Raw genomic sequence first — 18544 nt, forward strand, 5'->3', positions numbered from 1 at the left:
GGGACACGTTATTGGATGTGCGACCAATAACTGGTTGGCCACGCGCCCAATAAGGAGCGCGGTCCGCGGACCCGAGAGGCCCCGATGACGACGACGAACCCCACCTCCGCCCCCGGCCCCCTGGAGGGACAGGGCACCGAGCGTGCCGGGCACATGGAGACACGGGGCATCGACCAGGTGCCCGCGGAGGAACGCGGTGGGCGGCCACGCCAGTTGTTCGCGGTCTGGGCGGCCCCGAACGTCAGCTATCTGAGCTTCGTGGTGGGTGCCACCCTGATCCTGATGGGGCTCACGCTCCCGCAGGCCTTCGGCGTGATCCTCACCGGGAACCTGCTGTGGATCTGTACCGGCATCGTCGCGGCGAGCGGGCCGGCGGCCGGCACGAGCGGGTCGGTCATCTCGCGCGCCCTGTACGGCGTTCTGGGCAACAAGGCCGTGCTCGTGCTGACCGGGTGGCTCATCGCCGCGGCGTACCTGGCCCTGAACTGGTCGGCCGCCTCCGTGGCGGGCATCGGCCTGGCGGGCCGGGCCGGGCTGCCGGACAGCTCTTCCGTCGACGCGGCCGTCATCTGCCTCATCGCCGGCGGCACCCTGCTGATCGCCGTCTTCGGACACGCGACGATCGTCCGCCTGTACACGGCGCTCAGCGTGGCGCTGACCGTCGTCTTCGTCGTCGTCACCGGGTACGTGCTCGCGCACGCCGACTGGTCCTACGCCCCTTCCGCCCCGCTCGGCGGCACCGCGCTCGCCGCCGCCCTGGGCGCCGGTCTCACGATCATCGCGTCCACGCCCCTGTCGTACAGCAACAGCCCCGACCTCGCCCGCTACCTGCCGCCCGACAGCAGCCCGGTGGCCATCGCCGGGTGGACCGCCTTCGGCGCCTACCTGCCGAGCGTGGTGTTCACCGGCGTCGGGGCGCTCGCCGCGACCAGTCTCGACATGAGCGACCCGGAGGGCGCGCTGGAGAGCATCCTGCCGGGGTGGTTCATCCCCGTCTTCGTCGTCGCGGTCGTCGTCAGCACGATGACGAACAACGGCATGACGGCCTACAGCGCGAGCCTGTCCATCCAGTCGGTCGGCGTCCGCCTCGCCCGGATCCCCGCGGTCCTGATCATCGGCGTCCTCGGCACCGCCATGACGCTGTACGCGATCCTCGTCTTCGACTTCCTGACCAGCGTCAACACCATGCTCCAGCTCGTGGTGACGGTGACCGGTCCGGCGATGGCGGTGGCCGTGACGGACCTCGTCATGCGCCGCAACCGCTACAACGGCGCCCAGTTGCTCGAAGAGGAGCGCGGCGGCCCGTTCTGGTACCGGCGCGGCGTCCACTGGGCCGGCGTCCTCGCGCTCCTCGTCGGCGGCGTCGTGTCCGCGCTGTGGGTGAACACCGCCTTCTGGACAGGCCCGCTGGCCGGCGCCCTGGCCGACGTGGACCTGTCGATCCCGTCCGGCATGATCACCGCCGCGGCCGTGTACTGGGGCACGGCCCGCGCCCTGGGGAGCATCCCGCCCGCCTGACCGACGCCTCACCTTCTCAGGGGCCCCCGTGCACCGCGGCACGGCCCACCGGCGCCGTGCTCGCCACCGTGGTCGGCGCCGCCGTGCGGTTCCCCCGACACCGCGGCCGCCGCGGACCGCACCCGCACCAGCGCCCGCACCCGCACCTCGAAAGGCAGAACGCTCGTGACCACGACGCCGATCCCCCGCCCCGCGCACCGCCGCCACGTCGAGGCGGTCGCCGCCGACCCGTACGAGCGCGGTACCGTCCGCGGCGGGCAGCTGCGTGCCACCCTTCCCGCCGCGATCGAGGTGTACGACCGCCTCTTCGCCCTCGGCGGCGTCACCGAGGCCGCCGTACGCGCCGACGCCGAGCGCGCCCTGGAGGCGATCGGGGCCTTCCGGCCGGCGGCGCGCGCCGAGATCGGGGGCGTCGCCCAAGGAGCCGGAGTCGAGCCGTGGCGGGTCGCCGCGCTCAACGCGCGCACCGAGATCCTGGCCCGCAGCACCTCGGTGCCGCCCGGCGAGTGCACCACGATCGTGCGCCGCGTCGCGGGGCGGGCGGGCACGCCCCCGCGTACGTTCGGTGCGCAGACCTGGGACTGGCACGTCGAACTGAGCGAGCTGTGGCACACGGTGGAGGTACGCGGCGGCCGGCACGGCGTCGTCGGGCTCACCGAGGACGGCATCCTCGGCAAGATCGGCGTCAACAGCGCGGGACTCGCGCTGCACTTCAACATCCTCGGGCACGTCCGCGACGGCGTCGGCGGTGTCCCGGTGCACGTGCTCGCGGCGGTCGTCCTGGAGGAGGCGGGCAGCGTCGCGGAGGCCGTCGAGATCGTGCGCGGCGCGCCGGTCGCGTCGTCGGGGTCGTTCGCGCTCTTCGACGAGGCGGACGCCGTCCTGCTCGACCTGAGCCCCGTCGGCGTGTTCGCCGTGGCACCCGAGGACGGCACGTTCCTGCGCACCAACCACTTCCTCACGCCGCGGCCCGCCGCCGGTGAGAAGACGTGGCTCTACCAGCCCGACTCGGGCGAGCGCCGCGACTTCGTCCGCGCGCGTCTCGCCCGCCGGGGGGCGCCGGCCACGCCCGACGGCCTCACCGCTGTCCTCGTCACCGGCGACGGCGAGCCGCCGGTGACCTGCCTGCCCGATCCGGACAAGCCGCTGGGTCAGCGCTGGGCGAGCCTCGCGACGGTCGCCCTGGAACCGGCGACGCGCACCGCCCGGATCCTCGACGGCACGCCCGCCGACATCGGCTCACGCGACTGGCGGGTGCTCGTGGCGGGCTGATCCACCGCGGGGCGGTCCGCGGCTCGCCGGGCGCCGGATGACGCCGTGACAACCCTGTGACGGGTGCTTATGGCCTGCGTCACAGCCGGCGGCTGCCGGGCCTGATCGACTGGGCGCATGCGCCGCGCCTTCCTCTCCCTTCCCGCTGCTCTCACCGGTGTTGTGCTGCTCGGGGCGTGCGGTCCCCTGGAAGCCGGGGCGCCGGGCGCCGGCCGGGCCCAGCGCCAGGGGCCCGCCTGCCGCGACGCCGTCGCCCCTTCCGGCGCCCCGGTGTCGTCCGCCTCGCCCGCCTCGCCCGCGGAGTCCACCGGCGCCGAAGGGGACGGCGTCAGGGCCGTCGTGGTGGACGGCTGTCCCGCCTTCGAAGTCACCAACGAGGCCGCGCGGTCCTTCACTTACACGGTCACCTACCAGGTGCTGACGACCGGCGGCGTGGCGCGGGCGGGCACGGAGAGGACCGTGGCGACCGTCGGCCCCGGCCGCACCGTGCGACGTACCGTCGACCCGGGCGCGTCGGCCACCGGGGCGGACGGAGGTGCCCGCCTGAAGATCGTCAAGGTCCGCAGCGTTCCCGCCGCGGAGGCGCCGGCCGAGACGGGTCCCTGTCCGTCCTCGGGGGTGCGGGTGTACGCCGACGACGGTGACGCCGCCATGGGGCTGCGGGTCGTCGGGCTGCATCTGGCGAACTGCGGCACGCGCGCCTACCGCCTCGACGGATATCCCTCGGTGCGGCTCCTGGACGAGCGGCACACGGCGGTCGCCGGCGTGCGGGTCCTGCACGGCGGCGCGTCGATCGCCACCGGGACCGGAGCCGACGCCCTGCCCCGTCCTTCGGTACTGGAGCCGGGCGAGAGCGCGCGCGCCACCCTGGTCTGGCGCAACACCACCGGCCTGGGCAGCGAGCCCGTCGACGCGCCCTACGTGCGGGTGGTGGCGAAGCCCGGTGCCCCCGCGGTGACGGTGACGCCCGAACTGGACCTGGGCACCACGGGGAAGCTGGGCGTCGGCGCCTGGCAGAAGGACGAGGCGTCCCGCGCCCCGAGGTGAGGGCAGGGGCACCCGGCTCGCGGCACCGTCCGCCGTCGTCCTCCGCCTCCGCCCACCGGGGCGAGCGCCCCGCACGTACCCGCGCACGCCCCGAGCGGAGCCCGCTCCCCCGCCCTCCGCCTGCCGAGGCGAGGCCGTGTCCCCGCGCCCCTTGCGCGGAGCGCCCCCCGCGTACCGCCACCGACGCGGGGACACCCTCCCGGCGCGCCACCCAGGGCAGGTCCGGCGCGCCACCCAGGGCAGGTCCGGCGTGCCACACGGGGCAGGTGAGGCAGTGGCGGGGCGCGCGGCGCGGTGATCGCGCGCCGCCCCGCACCGAGTCGGTGTTTGCGCATCTCCGGCGCGAGCGCGCCCTCTTCACGCCGTACCGGGGGCCCCGCCCGCCTGTTTGGCTGGTTCCTGCGCACGGCCGTCCCGCTGACCGTCTCGTTCACCACCGGCCCTCGCGCACACCTCTCGTCACCTTACGGAGGGAATGTGTCAGTACCGGACAGCGTCACCGGTCCCGCCACCGGGGAAGCCCCGACCGATCCACCCGCGGACAGCGCGCTCACCAGTCTCGGGACGCGCGCCGCACGCCAACTGGCGACCACCACCAAGACCGAACCCCAGATGCAGGCCATCACGTCCCGGTGGCTGCTGAGAATGCTGCCGTGGGTGGACGTCAAGGGCGGCACCTACCGGGTCAACCGCCGTCTGCAACTGCGGGTCGGCCGCGGCCGCGTGCAGTTCGAGCACAACGGCGCGGACGACGTCCGGGTGATCCCCCGGACCCTCACGGAACTCCCCGCCCTGCGCGGTTACGCCGACCACGGCGTCCTGGAGGAGATCGCCGGGCGCTTCCGGGTACGGGAGGTCGGGGCGGGGCAGGTGCTGTTCGAGGCGGGCCGCCCCGTCACGGAGGCGTACCTCGTCGTGCACGGCCGCTTCACCCGCTTCGCCGCCGGCGACTACGGCGAGGAGCAGGTCATCGGTGTCGTCACCGACGGCGACCAGATGGGGGACGAGGCGCTCGGCCGGTCCGACCCGCGCTGGCCGGTCTCCGTGCGGGCGGAGACGGCGGGCGTGCTGCTGGTGCTGCCCCGGGAGGAGCTGCGGCAGGTCATCGACCGGGTGCCCTCTCTCGCCGCGCACCTGGCCGCGTACACGGAGCGCCGGCGGCTGCCGGCGAACCGCAAGGGCGAGGCGGACGTGCCGGTGCAGGCCGGCCACACCGGAGAACCCACGCTCACGGGCGGTTTCGTCGACTACGACCTCGCGCCGCGCGAGTACGAGCTGTCCCTGACCCAGACCGTGCTGCGGGTGCACAGCCGGGTCGCCGACCTCTACAACGATCCGATGGACCAGACCCGTCAGCAGCTCAGGCTCACCGTGGAGGAGATCCGCGAGCGCCAGGAGTGGGAGCTGGTCAACAACCGGGAGTTCGGGCTGCTGCACAACACCGACCACGGGCAGCGCATCAGCACGTTCACCGGCCCGCCGACCCCGGACGACATGGACGAGCTGCTCTCCATGCGCCGCAAGACCCGGATGTTCATCGCCCACCCCAAGGCGATCGCCGCGTTCTTCCGGCAGTGCAACAGGCGAGGTCTGGTGCCGGGTTCGGCGGAGGTGGACGGCCATCAGGTGCCCGCCTGGCGCGGGGTGCCGATCTTCCCGTGCGGCAAGATCCCGATCAGCCCCACGCACACCACCAGCATCCTCGCGCTGCGCACCGGCGAGGCCGACCAGGGAGTCGTCGGGCTCTACCAGACCGGTATCCCCGAGGAGTTCCAGCCCGGCCTGAACGTCCGCTTCATGGGCATCGACAAGGCCGCCATCGTCAACTACCTCGTCACCGCCTACTACTCGCTGGCCGTGCTCGTGCCCGACGCGGCCGGAGTCCTGGAGAACGTCGAGATCGGCAGGACCGCCGACTGACCGGGTGGAGCACATCATCATGAGCACGTCCGCGCGCGCCGCCGCGTTCCCGCTGCCCGGCCCGCCCAACCCCGCCCGCGCCCTGCGGTCCCGTGCGACGGGCGCCGTCCCCGGGCTCAGACACCGTCCCGCCGCGCCCGCCGACCCGGAGAAGGCCGCGGAGATCGACCGCAGGCTGGAGGCCTGGGCCCGTGGGCTGGACCTGTTCCCGCCGCGGTGGACGGGCGACTTCGCCCAGTTCCAGTTCGGCCGGGCCGTGACCCTGCAGCATCCCGGCGCGGCCGACCTGGAGCGGCTCACCGCCGCCGGGAAGCTGCTGCTGGCCGAGAACATCGTCGACAGCTGCTACTGCGAGGAGGACGAGGGCCGGGGCGGGGCACGGCGCGGTCTCGGCGGCCGGCTCGTCATCGCCCAGTCCGCCCTCGACCCCTTCCACGGCACCCCCGCGCTGGAGGAGGAGTGGCGCCACGGGGTGCAGGCCGACGGGCCGCTGCGCTCCTACCACTGGGCCCTGAAGGACTACGCGGCCTTCGCCACCCCCAGTCAGAGCGACCGGCTCGTGCACGACATCGCCCGGCTGCACCTGGGCTACCTCGCCGAGGCCTCCTGGGCCGAGACGCGCCACCGGCCGCGGGTCTGGGAGTACCTGGTCATGCGGCAGTTCAACAACTTCCGGCCCTGCCTTTCCGTCGTCGACGCCGTCGACGGCTACGAACTGCCCGAGGCGGTCTACGCCCGCCCCGAGATCCAGCGGATCACGGCCCTCGCCTGCAACGCCACGACCATCGTCAACGACCTGTACTCCTTCACCAAGGAGCTGGCGAGCGATCCCGAACACCTGAACCTGCCGCAGGTGGTCGCCGCCAACGACCGGTGCGGTCTGAAGGCCGCGTACCTCACGAGCGTCGGCATCCACAACGAGGTCATGGACGCGTTCGAGCGGGAGTCCGCCGCGGTGTCGGCCCTCTCGCCCCTGGTAGAGCGGTACGCCCGGGGCCTGTCCGACTGGGTGGCGGGCAACCACGAGTGGCACGCCACCAACAGCCACCGCTACCACCTGCCCGACTACTGGTGAGCCGTACCGCGCTGTCCGGCCGCCCACCGCACCAGAGCAAGGAGCCACGTTGACCACCGCTCACTCCCGCATCACCTCCGCCGCGCTGCCTGCCCAGTCCCGGTACCAGAGCCGCGTCGCGGACTACTGGAACGCCGAGGAGAACCCGGTCAACCTCGAACTCGGCAAGATCGACGACCTCTACCACCACCACTACGGCGTCGGCGAGGCCGACCGGACGGTACTGGAGGAACCGGACCCCGAGCGGCGCCGGGAGCGGATCACCGGCGAACTGCACCGCCTGGAGCACGCGCAGGCCGAACTCCTCGCCTCCCACCTCGGCGGCCTCTCCCCCGCCGACCGGGTCTTCGACGCCGGTTGCGGGCGCGGCGGCGGCAGCGTGGTGGCGCACTTGCGGTACGGCTGCCACGCCGACGGCGTGACGCTCTCCGCCAAGCAGGCCGACTTCGCCAACGCGCAGGCCCGCAAGCGCGGCATCGACGGCAAGGTGCGCTACCACCACCGCAACATGCTCGACACCGGGCTCACCTCCGGTGCGTACGCGGCGTCCTGGAACAACGAGTCGACCATGTACGTGGAGCTGGACCTGCTGTTCGCCGAGCACGCGCGGCTGCTGCGCCGGGGCGGACGCTATGTGGTGATCACCGGCTGCTACAACGACGCCTACGGGCGGGCCTCGCGCGAGGTGTCCCTCATCAACGCGCACTACATCTGCGACATCCATCCCCGCTCGGAGTACTTCCGCGCCATGGCCCGCAACCGGCTGGTGCCCGTGCACGTCGAGGACCTCACGCAGGCGGCGCTGCCCTACTGGGAGTTGCGCAGCGAGGCCGAGCACCTCGCCACCGGCATCGAGGAGACCTTCCTCGACGCCTATCGCAACGGCAGTTTCCAGTACCTGCTCATCGCGGCCGACCGGGTGTGAGGTGACGTCCGCGGCGGCGGTGGCGCTGCCGGCGCCACCGCCGCCGTCCCTTCCGGCGCGTACCCGGGGCCGCCCGCGACGCCCTTCCACGCTTTGGTCGATTTTTCATCCGGAAAAGACCAAGGGCATGCCAAGGGTTTGAATTCGAGGCCAAGGAATTCGCCTCCCGGCGCCGCCCCCCGACCCCGTTCACCAGCCAGGATGCCGTTCGGTGACCGTTTCGTCACATGACGCTGGTGAGCTTTCTCCGTCACGTCCAGGCGTAGCCTTCAACAAGTTGTTGATCACGCATCATCTCGCCGTGCATCAGCTGTCTTTGGTGCCTTGAGGTGTTCCCGGACGAGGAGAAGGCATGCCTGCAGAAGGGCGGGTGGTACAGCCGAGAGGCTGGGTTCCCGCCGATCTGGGACGGATGCACCTGCGCGGCATCGCACAGGTCGCCCTCAGCGCGAGTCCGTGGACCGGACTGCTGTTCGCCGTCGCACTGTTCGCGGGAAGCTGGCGGGTCGGCGTGTACGGCGTGCTCGGCGCGGCGGCGTCCACCGGGGCCGCGGCCGTCCTCGGCGCCGACCGGGACGGTCTGTCCAAAGGCCTTGAGGGGTACTGCGGTTGCCTGACCGCCATCGCCGTCGTCGTGCGGCTCGGCGCCTCGTGGCGGACCGCGGTGCTCGCCGTGCTGGCCGCCGCGGTGTGCGCGGTGACCGGCGCGGCGGCCGCCCGGCTGCTGGGCCGCATCGGCCTCCCCGCCCTGACGGCCCCCTTCTGCCTGGTCGCCGGGGTGCTGGCGATCGCCCTGCCGGCCGGTCCGGCCGCCGCCGCGCCGCCGATCACCGCGGACGGCTTCACCACCCTGTCGGCGGCGCAGTTCGGCCGGGCCTGGTGCGACGGCATCGCCCAGGTCTTCCTCCTGGACAAGTGGTACGCGGGCCTGATCCTGCTCGCGGGCCTCCTCGTCGCCTCCCGCACCGCCGCCCTCGCGGCGGCCGGCGGCAGCGCCGTCGCGATCCTGACGGCCTGTGCCATGGGCCTGCCCGCCGACCGGATCAGCGCGGGACTGTACGGCTACAACGCGGTGCTGGTCGCCATCGCGCTGGGCGCCACCTTCCTGGCCCCCACCGCCTGGGCCGCCGGGTACGCCACGCTCGCCGCAGTGGCCTCGGTCCCCTTCACCGCCGCCTGGCAGGCCTTCGCCCAGCCGTCCGGCGGGTCCCCCTTCACCTGGCCGTTCGTCGTGACGACCTGGCTCTTCCTGGCAGCCGTTCCAGCCCTGGACCGGCCCGACATCTCGTTCGAGAAAGCGAAGTGACGCCATGAACCTCGCACCCCGCGAAATCGACAAACTCCACGTCTACGTGGTGGCGGACCTGGCCCGCCGCCGCCGGGCGCGGGGCACCAAGCTCAACTGCTCCGAGGCGGCCGCGCTGATCACCGAGGCGGTCCTGGAGGCCGCCCGTGACGGCCACACCGTCGCCGAGTGCATGGAGCTGGGCCGCAAGGTGGTCACCGCCGACGACGTCATGCCCGGGGTGCGCGAGATGCTCACCGTCCTGCAGGTCGAGACGGCCTTCGTGGACGGGACGAAGCTGGTCACCTGCCACGACCCCATCAGCGCCTGAACCCGCCTGATCCACCGCCTGGAACTAGGAGACAACGATGTCGGGTGGAGCCCACTACCTCTACGGGGACGACCCCGTGGAGATCAACGCCGGCAGAGCGACGGTCGCGCTGACCGTCGCCAACACCGGTGACCGGGCCGTGCAGATCGGCTCCCACTACCACTTCTTCGAGGTCAACCGCGCGCTGCTGTTCGACCGCGAGGCGGCGTACGGCATGCATCTGGACATCCCGTCCGGCACCGCCGTGCGCTTCGAGCCCGGTGACACCCGCGAGGTGGAACTGGTCGCCTTCGGCGGGACCCGGCGCCTCGTCGGCTTCGCCGGACTCGTCAACGGCGGCCTGAACACCGCCGACACCCGGCGCGCGGCGCTGCGCCGCGCCGGGGAGCTGGGATTCGCCACCACCTCGGCCACCGCCGAAGCCACCACCGCCGCCGACGGCGACGCCGACACCGAGAACGAGGGGGCCGACCGCTGATGGCGATCATCCCGCGCAAGCAGTACACGGACCTGTTCGGCCCGACCGTGGGCGACCGGTTCCACCTCGCCGACACCAACCTGGTGGTGGAGGTCGAGTACGACCACAACGCCGGCTCCTACGGCGACGAGGCCGTCTACGGCGGCGGCAAGGCCATCCGCGACGGCATGGCCCAGGACCCCGCGGCGCTGAACCGCGAGGGCGCGCTGGACCTGGTCATCACCAACGTGGTGGTGCTCGACGCGGTGCTGGGTGTCGTCAAGGGCGACATCGGGGTCCGCGACGGTCTGATCGTCGGTGTCGGCAAGGCCGGCAACCCGCACGCGCAGAACGGTGTCGACCCCAAGCTGGTCATCGGTCCGGGCACCGAGGTGATCTCCGGCGAGCACCTGATCGCCACCGCCGGCGGCGTCGACACGCACATCCACTTCATCTCGCCGCAGCAGGCCCAGGAGGGCCTGTCCAACGGCATCACCACGTTCTTCGGCGGCGGCACCGGACCCACCGACGGCAGCAACGGCACCACCTGCACCCCCGGCCCGTGGAACATCCACCGCATGCTGGAGGCGGTCGAGGACCTGCCGGTGAACGTGGGTCTGCTCGGCAAGGGCAACGGCAGCCTGCCCGAGGCGCTGCGCGAGCAGGTCGAGGCGGGCGTGGCCGGTCTGAAGGTGCACGAGGACTGGGGCGCCACCCCCGCCACCATCGACAACGCGCTGGGTGTCGCCGACGAGTACGACGTGCAGATGGCCATCCACACCGACACCCTCAACGAGGGCGGTTTCTTCGAGGACACGCTGTCCGCGATCGACGGCCGGACCATCCACACCTTCCACACCGAGGGCGCGGGCGGCGGGCACGCCCCCGACATCATGCGGGTCGCGGGCGAGCCGAACGTGCTGCCCTCCTCCACCAACCCGACGCTGCCGTACACCATCAACTCGGTGGACGAGCTGCTGGACATGGTGATGGTCTGCCACCACCTGTCCCGCGACATCCCCGAGGACGTGTCGTTCGCCGACAGCCGGGTGCGCGCGGAGACCATCGCGGCCGAGACGGTGATGCACGACCTCGGCGTGATCAGCATCTTCTCCTCCGACTCCCAGGCCATGGGCCGGGTCGGCGAGTCCTTCTCCCGCGCCTTCCAGACCGCGCACCACTGCAAGGAGATGCGGGGCGCGCTGGCGGAGGACAGCTCCCGCAACGACAACGCGCGCGTCCTGCGCTACCTGGCCAAGCTCACCATCAACCCGGCGATCGCGGTGGGCGCCTCCGACGTGATCGGCTCGCTGGAGCCCGGCAAGCTCGCCGACATCGTGCTCTGGCCGATCAACTCCTTCGCCGCCAAGCCCAAGCTGATCATCAAGGGTGGCATGGTGAACTGGGCGCTGATGGGCGATCCCAACGCCTCCCTGCCGACGCCCCAGCCGGTCTACTACCGGCCGATGTTCGGCAGCATGGGCCGGGCCCGGCAGCGTACGTCGGTCACCTTCATGTCCCAGGCGTCCATCGCCGCCGGCGTCCCCGGCGAACTGGGGCTCGGGCGGCGCGTCGAGCCGGTGCGGCGCTGCCGCACCGTCGGCAAGCAGCACATGGTCCGCAACGACGCGCTGCCGCGCATCGAGGTCGACCCGGAGACGTACAAGGTCACCGTGGACGGCGAGCCCGCCACCATCGAGCCGGCCGAACGCCTCCCGCTCAACCAGCTCTTCTACATCGTCTGACCCCCCCCACGACGGTCCGCGGGGCACCCGGCGTGCCCCGCGGACCCCACGGCCGGCCCCGGCGGACGGCCGTCCGGCAGGAACGGAAACCCGGCGTGAACGACCCGATGCCGATCCCGGCGCTGCTGACCGGGCTCCAGCTCACCGACTCGGCCTTCCCCAGCGGCTACTACACCCTCTCCCACGGCCTGGAGGGGTTCCAGCAGGCCCGTGCGGTCACCCCGCGCACTCTGCCCGCCCTCCTGAACGACCTGCTCCGCCACAGCGCGGGGCCGGCCGACGCCACCGCCCTCGCCCTCACCCACCGCGCGGCCGGCGCGGACGACTGGGACGAGGTGGTGGCCGTGGAGCGGCGGCTGCACGCCACCAAGCTGGGCCGTGAGGCGCGGCAGGCCGCCGTGCGCACCGGACGGCAACTGCTCGACCTGGCGGGCGAGGTCTACGGCACGGCGCCGTTCGAGCGGTACCGGACGCTGTACCGGGACGGCGCGGTGCGCGGCTGCCAGCCGGTCGTCGCCGGCGTCGTCCACGCCGGCAACGGCCTCACCACGCGGCAGGCCGTCACCTGCGAGCTGTTCGCCTTCGCGGCCAGCTTCGTCGGCGCCGCCCTGCGGCTGCGGCTCACCGACCACCGGCGGGCCCAGGTCGTCCTGCACGGCGCCGCCCCGGTCATCGAGGAGACCGTGGAGGCGGCGCTGCACCGGGAACTGGCCGACATCGGCGGCTGCGTCCCCGTGGCCGACGTCATGGCGGGCCGCCACGAACGCGCCGAGGCCCGGCTGTTCGCCAGCTGAGCCACGGCCCCCACCCCCCACCGAGAACCACCACGTCTGACAAGGAGCACGGATCACCATGCACGACCCCACCCAGGTCAAGGGCTCCCACCACCACGACCACGACGACTTCGTCCGGCGTCCCGAGGACGGCGTGCTGCGCGTGGGCGTCGCCGGACCGGTCGGCTCGGGCAAGACCGCGCTGATCGAGGCGCTCGTCCCGGTGCTCATCGAACGCGGCCGGACTCCCGCCGTGATCACCAACGACATCTACACCTCCGAGGACGCCGCGCACGTGCGGCGCACCCTGGACGGCATCCTGGCCGCCGACCGCATCGTCGGCGTCGAGACCGGCGCGTGCCCGCACACCGCGGTCCGCGACGACCCGACGATGAACCAGGCCGCCGCCGACGAGATCCTGGAGCGTTTCCCCGAGGTGGACACGCTGCTCTTCGAGAGCGGCGGCGACAACCTGACGCTCACCTTCAGTCCGGCCCTGGTCGACCTGTTCCTGTTCGTCCTGGACACCGCCGAGGGCGACAAGATGCCCCGCAAGCGCGGCCCGGGCATCACCGAGTGCGAGCTGCTCGTCATCAACAAGATCGACATCGCCCAGTACGTACGGTGCGACCTGGCGCAGATGGAGAAGGACGCCCACACCGTCCGGGAGGGCCGGCCGGTGGTGCTCACCAACTCCCTCACCGGTCAGGGCCTGGACACCATCGCCGACTTCGTGCTGGCCCACGAGGCCGCCCGGCCGGCCGGCAGCGCGGCGGCGTCCGCATGACGAAGGCGCCCGCGCGGCTGGACCCCGCACACTACGAACCCCGGCGGGTACCGTCCCGGATGACCGGCCTGACGGGCGCCGCGGACACCCTGGCCGCCGGGCGCCCCGGCAAGGTCGGCCTGCTCGAACTGCGCTACGCCCGCGTCGGCGAGCGCACCGAACTCGTCCACCGCTACCAGAAGTCGCCGCTGCAGATCATGCGTCCGCTGTACGTGGACCCCCTGCGGCCGGACATGCCGTTCACCTACCTGATGTCCACCGGCGGCGGCATCGTCCAGGCCGACCGCAACCGCATCGACATCGACTGCGGTCCGGACACCGCCGTGCACCTGACGACGCAGGCGGCCACGAAGCTGCACCGGGTGGAGTTCGACCACGCCACGCAGGTCGTCCACCTCACCGCCGGGGCCGGCAGCTACGTCGAGTACCTGCCCGACCCGCTGATCCCTTACCGGGACGCCCGCTTCTACCAGCAGACCCGGGTGAGCGCCGACCCCACGGCCACCGTGCTGCTGGGCGAGACGATCGCCGCGGGCCGGCTGGCCCGCGGGGAACGGCACGCCTACCGCATGCTGTTCAGCGACCTGGAGATCACGCGGCCCGACGGTGACCTGCTGGTGCTGGACACCGTACGCCTGGATCCGCAGGAGCCCGGCTCGGTCACCGGCCCGGCGGTCTTCGGCGGCCACGACCTGATGGCCACGCTGTTCGTGCTCACGCCGCTCGCCGCCGCCGGTGAGGTCGCCGACACCCTGCACGAGGCGTTGCGCACCGCAGGCCAGGCCTTCGGGGTGAGCGTGCTGCCCGACGACTGCGGCGCGTGGGTGCGGGTCATGGGCAGTGACCCGCCCGCGGTGGCCCGTGCCCTGCGCGCCGCCTGGGACGCGGTGCGCCGTCTGCTCATCGGCGTCCCCGCCCCCGACCTGCGCAAGACCTGACGCGACCGCGCCGCGCCGGCCGGTCCGAGGACCGTCGCGGCGGCACGCGCGGCGCGGGCCCCTTGCGGATGCGGGACGGCCCCGGGCGGTGGAGCCTGGGGATCATGAAGCGCGACAACGGCCGCGGCGGCACGGGGCACGGGGCCGAGGCGGCCCTCGACGACCTCTACACCGTGCCGCCGGCCGGCTTCGTCGCCCGCCGCGAGGAGCTGGCGGGCGCGGCCAGGGCCGACGGGCGGGCCGAGGACGCCCGCCGCATCCATGCCGCCCGGCGGCCCACCCTGGCGGCCTGGGCGGCCAACCTGCTGCTGCGCTCCCGCCCGGCGGAGAGCGAACAGTTCCTCGAACTGGGCCGGGCGCTGCGCGAGGCCTACCGCACCCTGGACGCCGACGGGCTGCGCGAGTTGTCCGCCCGGCGTCAGCGTGTCGTCGCCGCACTGTCCGGGCAGGGGGCGCGGCTCGCCCGGGACGCGGGGCATCCGCTGTCCGGCGCGGTGCGCCAGGAGCTGGAGTCCACCCTGCGCGCCGTGCTCAGCGACCCGGACGCCGCCGGCCTGTGGGCCGCCGGCCGGCTGCACAGCGCGCTCACTCCGCCCTCGGCGTTCCCCGGCGACACCGGTCCGGCGGCGGGGGGACGCACGGCGGCGCGCCGTCCGGCCGCCGCGGGCGCACCGGCCCGGTCCCGGACCAAGGACGACCGGTCCCGGACCAAGGACGACCGGTCCCGGACCAAGGACGACCGGTCGCGGACCAAGGACGAACTGGACGAGCGGCGCCGGAAGCGGCGGTCGCGGCTCGCGGCGGCCAGGAGGGCGGCCGAGGAGGCCGGGGAGCGGCTGCGCGCCCGGCGGGAGGAGCACGCCGAGGCCGACGCGCGGGCGCGGCGGGCGGTCGGCCGGTGCGACCGGGCCGGTGAGCGGGTGGCCGCCGCCGAGGAGGAAGTGCGCCGGGCCGGTGAGGGGTTGCGGCGGGCCCGTGAGGCGCTGCGGCGGGCCGAACGGGAGCGGCAGGAGGCGGAGGGGCGGCTGCGGACGGCCGCCGACGCCCTCGCGGAGGCCGAGCGGGAGGCCCGCCGGGCCGGACGCGAGGCGGACCGCGCAGGACGGGAGGCGGACCAGGCCGAACACGAGGCGGACCGGCCGACGGCGAGTCGCCGCTAGGGCCCATCCGGCGGATCGTGCCGCAGACACGGGGCTCGGCAGGCCCGTGTCTGCGGTGTTGTCGTCGGTTGCCGATGCTCCGCATCGACGCCCTCCTCCGCCTCGCACAGGGACGCGCCGCGCCCCGCTCACCTGGGTTGACGGACCCTGGTGCGGTGACCGTGCGCCGCGGCACCCCGGCCGGCTCCCCTCTCAGTCCTGGTCGCGCTCCTGGCCGCGGTGGCCCAGGGCCGCGCTGCGGCCGGTCGCCAGATGTCTGAGGACGAGTGTTCCGACCCGCTCGACGTCGCGTTCCGCGATGGCCTGGTAGAGGGCCTCGTGCTCCAGGGCCACGCCCAGCAGGTCGTCGTGCTGGCCCCGGAACCACCGCATGCGGCTGCTGAGGACGCGGTCGAGTTCGTTGAGCAGTTCGTTGGCGGCCAGCGTGGTGACGGTCTGGTGGAAGTCGGCCGCGGCCCGGCGGGCCCGCACGGCGTCGCCGGAGCGGGCCGCCTCCAGTTCGGCGTCCAGGTCCGCGCGCAGCCGGCGCAGGCCGTCGCGTGTGTGGCGCTGTGCGGCGAGCCGGAAGGAGAGGGTCTCCAGGGCCGAGCGGACCTCGTCGAGGTCGGCGACGTCGCTGGCGGTGAACTCGCGCACCACGGCCCAGGTCCGCGGACGCGGCGTCACCAGCCCCTCGGACACCAGCGTCTTGAGCGCCTCGCGGACGGGCAGCCGGCTCACGCCGAGCGCCTCGGCGAGTTCGCGTTCCACCAGACGGCTTCCGGGCCGCCGTACTCCGTCCAGGATCTCGTCGCGCAACTGCCGCGTCACCCGCTCGGACTCGGGCACGTAGTCCCCTGACGCCGTCATCTCGGTCCTTCGTCTCCCGTCCCGTCCCGTTCCGGCACCGTCTGCGTCCGTGCGGTGAAGCAGCCGGGCGGCCCGTCAGGATACCCCGCGCCCGCACGGCGCCCCGCCGGGCCGGAAAGGGGCGGGAGGCTGCCGGGCCCGGCGGGACGGGCCGGTGAGGCGGGTCAGCCTGCCACCGGCGGCCAGTTGACGAGCCGCTTGGGCCGCGGCGGGGCGTAGGTGCGCACCTTGGAGGTGGACAGGCCGAGGCGGACCAGTGACTCGGCGACGGTCACGGCGGCGCTCACCCCGTCGACGACCGGGACCCCGGTACGGTCCGCGACCTGTCCGGCGAGGCCGGCCATGCCCCCGCAGCCCAGGCAGATCACCTCGGCGCGGTCGTCGGCCACCGCGCGCACGGACTGTTCGGCGATGGCGTCCGCGGCGGCCCGCTCGTCCTGTTCGAGGGCGAGCACGGGGATCCCGGTGGCACGGACGGAGGCGCATCTCGCGCTCAGTCCGGCCACCTCCAGGCGCTCCTCGATCAGCGGGACCGTGCGGTCGAGGGTGGTGACGACGGAGTAGCGGCGGCCCAGGAACCGGGCGGTGCTGGCCGCCGCCTCGGTGATGTCGACGACCGGGACGTCGAGCAGTTCCTGGAGTCCTTCGCGGCCGTGTTCGCCGTACCCGGCCTGGATCACCGCGTCGTACGGCCCCCGGTGGGCGCGGACGGTCTCCATGACGGCGACGGCGGCGAGGTAGCTCTCGTAGTTGCCCTCGACGGACTCCGCGCCGAAGGAGGGAGTCAGCGGCACGATCTCCGTGCCCGGCGAGGCGGCCTGCGCCGCCTGCCTGCCGATCGCGTCGGTGATGGACTGGGTGGTGTTGACGTTGACGACGAGGATGCGCATGGGAGCGGGCTCCGGCCTTCTGCTCGGGCGGGCTGTTCGGCGGGCTATTCGGCGGCGACGGCGATGGCCTCGCCGTCCAGCTCGCGGACGGGTGCGGTGCGGTCGGCGAGGACCGTGTACAGCGCGGCGGCGAGGAGCGCGCCGACGAACCAGGAGAATCCGGCGAGGGTGTGGAGGACGGGCACCAGGGCGACGGTGACGGCGACGGCCGCGCTGGGCACGAACGCGGCGACGGCGCGCGGGTTGTAGCCGCGCCGGTAGTGGTAGTCGGCGTCCGCGTCCTCGGTGTAGAGGGCGGGGACGTTCACCCGGGACTTCCGCAGCATCCAGTAGTCCGCCATGATCACGCCGAAGAGGGGGCCGAGCAGGGCGCCGAGGCCGCCGAGGAAGTAGTTCACCGCGACCGGGCTGTTGTACAGGTTCCAGGGGGTGATGACGAGGCCGAGGCCCGCGCTCACCAGACCGGCCCTGCGGAAGTCGAGCCGCCGGGGGAACAGGTTGACCAGGGCGTAGATGGGGGCCACGAAGTTGGCCAGCAGGTTCACCGCGACGGTCAGGGCGATCAGCGCGAGCGAGGCGACCGCCAGCAGGAACATGTTCGGGATGGTCCGGACGATGTCCGTGGGGCTGGTGATGACCCGTCCGTCGAGCTTGAACTGGGCCCCGCTGAGGACCGCGACGATGCAGGCGAAGAAGAGCATGTTGACCGGGATGCCGATGACGTTGCCGCGGACGATGGCGCCGCGGCTGCGCGCGGAGCGGGTGAAGTCGCAGAAGTTGAGGACGAACGTCCCGTAGATCACCACCCACAGCGCGGCGGCCTGGAGGACCTGGAGCCACATGGCGCCGCCGGTGAGCGGCTTCCCGTCGTCGAGGGAGACCGAGCCGCCCGCGCGGACGAACATCCACACCGCCAGGGCGCACATGGTGAGCAGCGTGGTGGGTGCGGCGAAGGCCATGTAGCGGCGGATCATCTGCATGCCGTAGCTGACGATGAGCACCTGCAGGCCCCACAGCGCCAGGAACGTGATCCAGCCGAGCGCCGACTGGCCGAGCAGGGAGTAGGTGTCCAGCCGGCTCAGTGCGGGGAACATGGCGACCAGGAGGGTGCTCAGGACGGCCGAGGCGAGATAGGTCTGGATACCAAACCAGGCGATGGCGACGACGCCGCGGACGGCGGCCGGCAGCTTCGCGCCTTTGACGCCGAAGGCAATACGGCTCATGACGGGGAAGGGGACGCCCGTCTTGTGTCCCATGAATCCGGAGAGCGTGAGCAGGAGGAAGAGCAGGACGGAGGCGAGCGCGAAGGCGGCCAGGATGCCCCACACGTTCAGGCCGAGCGCGAACAGGCCGATGGCGAACGCGTAGTTGCCGAGACTGTGCACGTCGTTGGCCCAGAGGGTGAAGACGTTGTAGGCGCCCCAGCGGCGCCCTTCCCGTTTCGTCGGGGCGAGGTCGTAGGTGTAGAGGGCGGAACTGGTGGCGGTGCCACCGGTCTCCACGGACGACCGGTCTTCCAGGGCAGTCATGCAGGACTCCTGGGTCGGGGAGAGGGAACTCGGGGGATTTCCA

The 18544-nt window shown here is 73.1% G+C and carries 17 protein-coding genes; 14 read left to right on the plus strand and 3 right to left on the minus strand.

Going from position 1 to position 18544, the window contains the following annotated elements; genetic code table 11:
- Window positions 1-84 precede the first annotated feature (84 nt).
- The 14 genes from ABZ719_RS24590 to ABZ719_RS24655 all read left to right on the plus strand — a co-directional run bounded on the left by ABZ719_RS24590 (window position 85) and on the right by ABZ719_RS24655 (window position 15233).
- Complete coding sequence (locus ABZ719_RS24590; protein ID WP_366727339.1) at window positions 85-1518, plus strand: cytosine permease; 1434 nt, start codon at window positions 85-87, stop codon at window positions 1516-1518.
- 165 nt (window positions 1519-1683) lie between these two features.
- Window positions 1684-2790, plus strand: a complete 1107-nt coding sequence (locus tag ABZ719_RS24595) for a C45 family peptidase (protein ID WP_366727340.1) — start codon at window positions 1684-1686, stop codon at window positions 2788-2790.
- Between the two features lie 117 nt (window positions 2791-2907).
- Window positions 2908-3837 carry a DUF4232 domain-containing protein gene (locus tag ABZ719_RS24600; RefSeq protein WP_366727341.1) on the plus strand — a complete coding sequence of 310 codons (930 nt, stop codon included), beginning with the start codon at window positions 2908-2910 and terminating at the stop codon, window positions 3835-3837.
- Between the two features lie 477 nt (window positions 3838-4314).
- On the plus strand, window positions 4315-5757 hold the full coding sequence (locus ABZ719_RS24605; RefSeq protein WP_366727342.1) for a family 2B encapsulin nanocompartment shell protein: 1443 nt from the start codon (window positions 4315-4317) through the stop codon (window positions 5755-5757).
- 19 nt (window positions 5758-5776) lie between these two features.
- Window positions 5777-6832, plus strand: coding sequence for a family 2 encapsulin nanocompartment cargo protein terpene cyclase (locus ABZ719_RS24610; protein WP_366727343.1), 1056 nt, complete (start codon window positions 5777-5779; stop codon window positions 6830-6832).
- A 49-nt stretch (window positions 6833-6881) separates the two neighbouring features.
- A complete protein-coding gene (locus tag ABZ719_RS24615; RefSeq protein ID WP_366727344.1) occupies window positions 6882-7757 on the plus strand; it encodes a geranyl diphosphate 2-C-methyltransferase in 876 nt (291 codons plus the stop codon).
- Between the two features lie 352 nt (window positions 7758-8109).
- Entirely contained in the window at window positions 8110-9063 is a 954-nt protein-coding gene (locus ABZ719_RS24620; protein ID WP_366727345.1) for an urea transporter, read from the plus strand.
- A gap of 4 nt (window positions 9064-9067) precedes the next feature.
- Complete coding sequence (locus ABZ719_RS24625) at window positions 9068-9373, plus strand: urease subunit gamma (RefSeq protein WP_366727346.1); 306 nt, start codon at window positions 9068-9070, stop codon at window positions 9371-9373.
- A 37-nt stretch (window positions 9374-9410) separates the two neighbouring features.
- Window positions 9411-9851: an urease subunit beta gene (locus tag ABZ719_RS24630; protein WP_366727347.1), complete on the plus strand. Its 441-nt coding sequence runs from the start codon at window positions 9411-9413 to the stop codon at window positions 9849-9851.
- On the plus strand, window positions 9851-11575 hold the full coding sequence (ureC, locus tag ABZ719_RS24635) for an urease subunit alpha (protein WP_366727348.1): 1725 nt from the start codon (window positions 9851-9853) through the stop codon (window positions 11573-11575). The genes ABZ719_RS24630 and ureC overlap by 1 nt, the downstream gene beginning before the upstream one ends.
- A 107-nt stretch (window positions 11576-11682) precedes the next feature.
- The gene (locus ABZ719_RS24640) at window positions 11683-12369 is read left to right on the plus strand and encodes an urease accessory UreF family protein (RefSeq protein WP_366727371.1); all 687 of its coding nucleotides are present in this window, start codon (window positions 11683-11685) and stop codon (window positions 12367-12369) included.
- Between the two features lie 58 nt (window positions 12370-12427).
- Window positions 12428-13135, plus strand: coding sequence for an urease accessory protein UreG (gene ureG, locus ABZ719_RS24645; protein WP_366727349.1), 708 nt, complete (start codon window positions 12428-12430; stop codon window positions 13133-13135).
- A gap of 59 nt (window positions 13136-13194) precedes the next feature.
- The gene (locus tag ABZ719_RS24650) at window positions 13195-14073 is read left to right on the plus strand and encodes an urease accessory protein UreD (protein ID WP_366727350.1); all 879 of its coding nucleotides are present in this window, start codon (window positions 13195-13197) and stop codon (window positions 14071-14073) included.
- A gap of 104 nt (window positions 14074-14177) precedes the next feature.
- Complete coding sequence (locus ABZ719_RS24655) at window positions 14178-15233, plus strand: hypothetical protein (RefSeq protein WP_366727351.1); 1056 nt, start codon at window positions 14178-14180, stop codon at window positions 15231-15233.
- Between the two features lie 192 nt (window positions 15234-15425).
- Here the strand turns inward: ABZ719_RS24655 and ABZ719_RS24660 are convergent, their stop codons facing one another.
- The 3 genes from ABZ719_RS24660 to ABZ719_RS24670 form a co-directional block, all read right to left on the minus strand.
- Window positions 15426-16082, minus strand: a complete 657-nt coding sequence (locus ABZ719_RS24660; RefSeq protein WP_366727352.1) for a GntR family transcriptional regulator — start codon at window positions 16080-16082, stop codon at window positions 15426-15428.
- A gap of 164 nt (window positions 16083-16246) precedes the next feature.
- Complete coding sequence (locus ABZ719_RS24665; RefSeq protein ID WP_366727353.1) at window positions 16247-16972, minus strand: aspartate/glutamate racemase family protein; 726 nt, start codon at window positions 16970-16972, stop codon at window positions 16247-16249.
- Window positions 16973-17016: 44 nt separating this feature from the next.
- The gene (locus ABZ719_RS24670) at window positions 17017-18501 is read right to left on the minus strand and encodes an NCS1 family nucleobase:cation symporter-1 (protein ID WP_366727354.1); all 1485 of its coding nucleotides are present in this window, start codon (window positions 18499-18501) and stop codon (window positions 17017-17019) included.
- Window positions 18502-18544 lie beyond the last annotated feature (43 nt).

This window comes from Streptomyces sp. NPDC006743, from assembly GCF_040703815.1.
Taxonomy (GTDB): domain Bacteria; phylum Actinomycetota; class Actinomycetes; order Streptomycetales; family Streptomycetaceae; genus Streptomyces.

Coding starts and splice junctions, on each gene's coding strand:
- ABZ719_RS24590 (WP_366727339.1), top strand. CDS start 85: ATGACGACGACGAACCCCACCTCCGCCCCCGGCCCCCTGGAGGGACAG.
- ABZ719_RS24600 (WP_366727341.1), top strand. CDS start 2,908: ATGCGCCGCGCCTTCCTCTCCCTTCCCGCTGCTCTCACCGGTGTTGTG.
- ABZ719_RS24610 (WP_366727343.1), top strand. CDS start 5,777: ATGAGCACGTCCGCGCGCGCCGCCGCGTTCCCGCTGCCCGGCCCGCCC.
- ABZ719_RS24620 (WP_366727345.1), top strand. CDS start 8,110: ATGCCTGCAGAAGGGCGGGTGGTACAGCCGAGAGGCTGGGTTCCCGCC.
- ABZ719_RS24625 (WP_366727346.1), top strand. CDS start 9,068: ATGAACCTCGCACCCCGCGAAATCGACAAACTCCACGTCTACGTGGTG.
- ABZ719_RS24630 (WP_366727347.1), top strand. CDS start 9,411: ATGTCGGGTGGAGCCCACTACCTCTACGGGGACGACCCCGTGGAGATC.
- ureC (WP_366727348.1), top strand. CDS start 9,851: ATGGCGATCATCCCGCGCAAGCAGTACACGGACCTGTTCGGCCCGACC.
- ABZ719_RS24640 (WP_366727371.1), top strand. CDS start 11,683: ATGCCGATCCCGGCGCTGCTGACCGGGCTCCAGCTCACCGACTCGGCC.
- ureG (WP_366727349.1), top strand. CDS start 12,428: ATGCACGACCCCACCCAGGTCAAGGGCTCCCACCACCACGACCACGAC.
- ABZ719_RS24650 (WP_366727350.1), top strand. CDS start 13,195: ATGACCGGCCTGACGGGCGCCGCGGACACCCTGGCCGCCGGGCGCCCC.
- ABZ719_RS24655 (WP_366727351.1), top strand. CDS start 14,178: ATGAAGCGCGACAACGGCCGCGGCGGCACGGGGCACGGGGCCGAGGCG.
- ABZ719_RS24660 (WP_366727352.1), bottom strand. CDS start 16,082: ATGACGGCGTCAGGGGACTACGTGCCCGAGTCCGAGCGGGTGACGCGG.
- ABZ719_RS24665 (WP_366727353.1), bottom strand. CDS start 16,972: ATGCGCATCCTCGTCGTCAACGTCAACACCACCCAGTCCATCACCGAC.
- ABZ719_RS24670 (WP_366727354.1), bottom strand. CDS start 18,501: ATGACTGCCCTGGAAGACCGGTCGTCCGTGGAGACCGGTGGCACCGCC.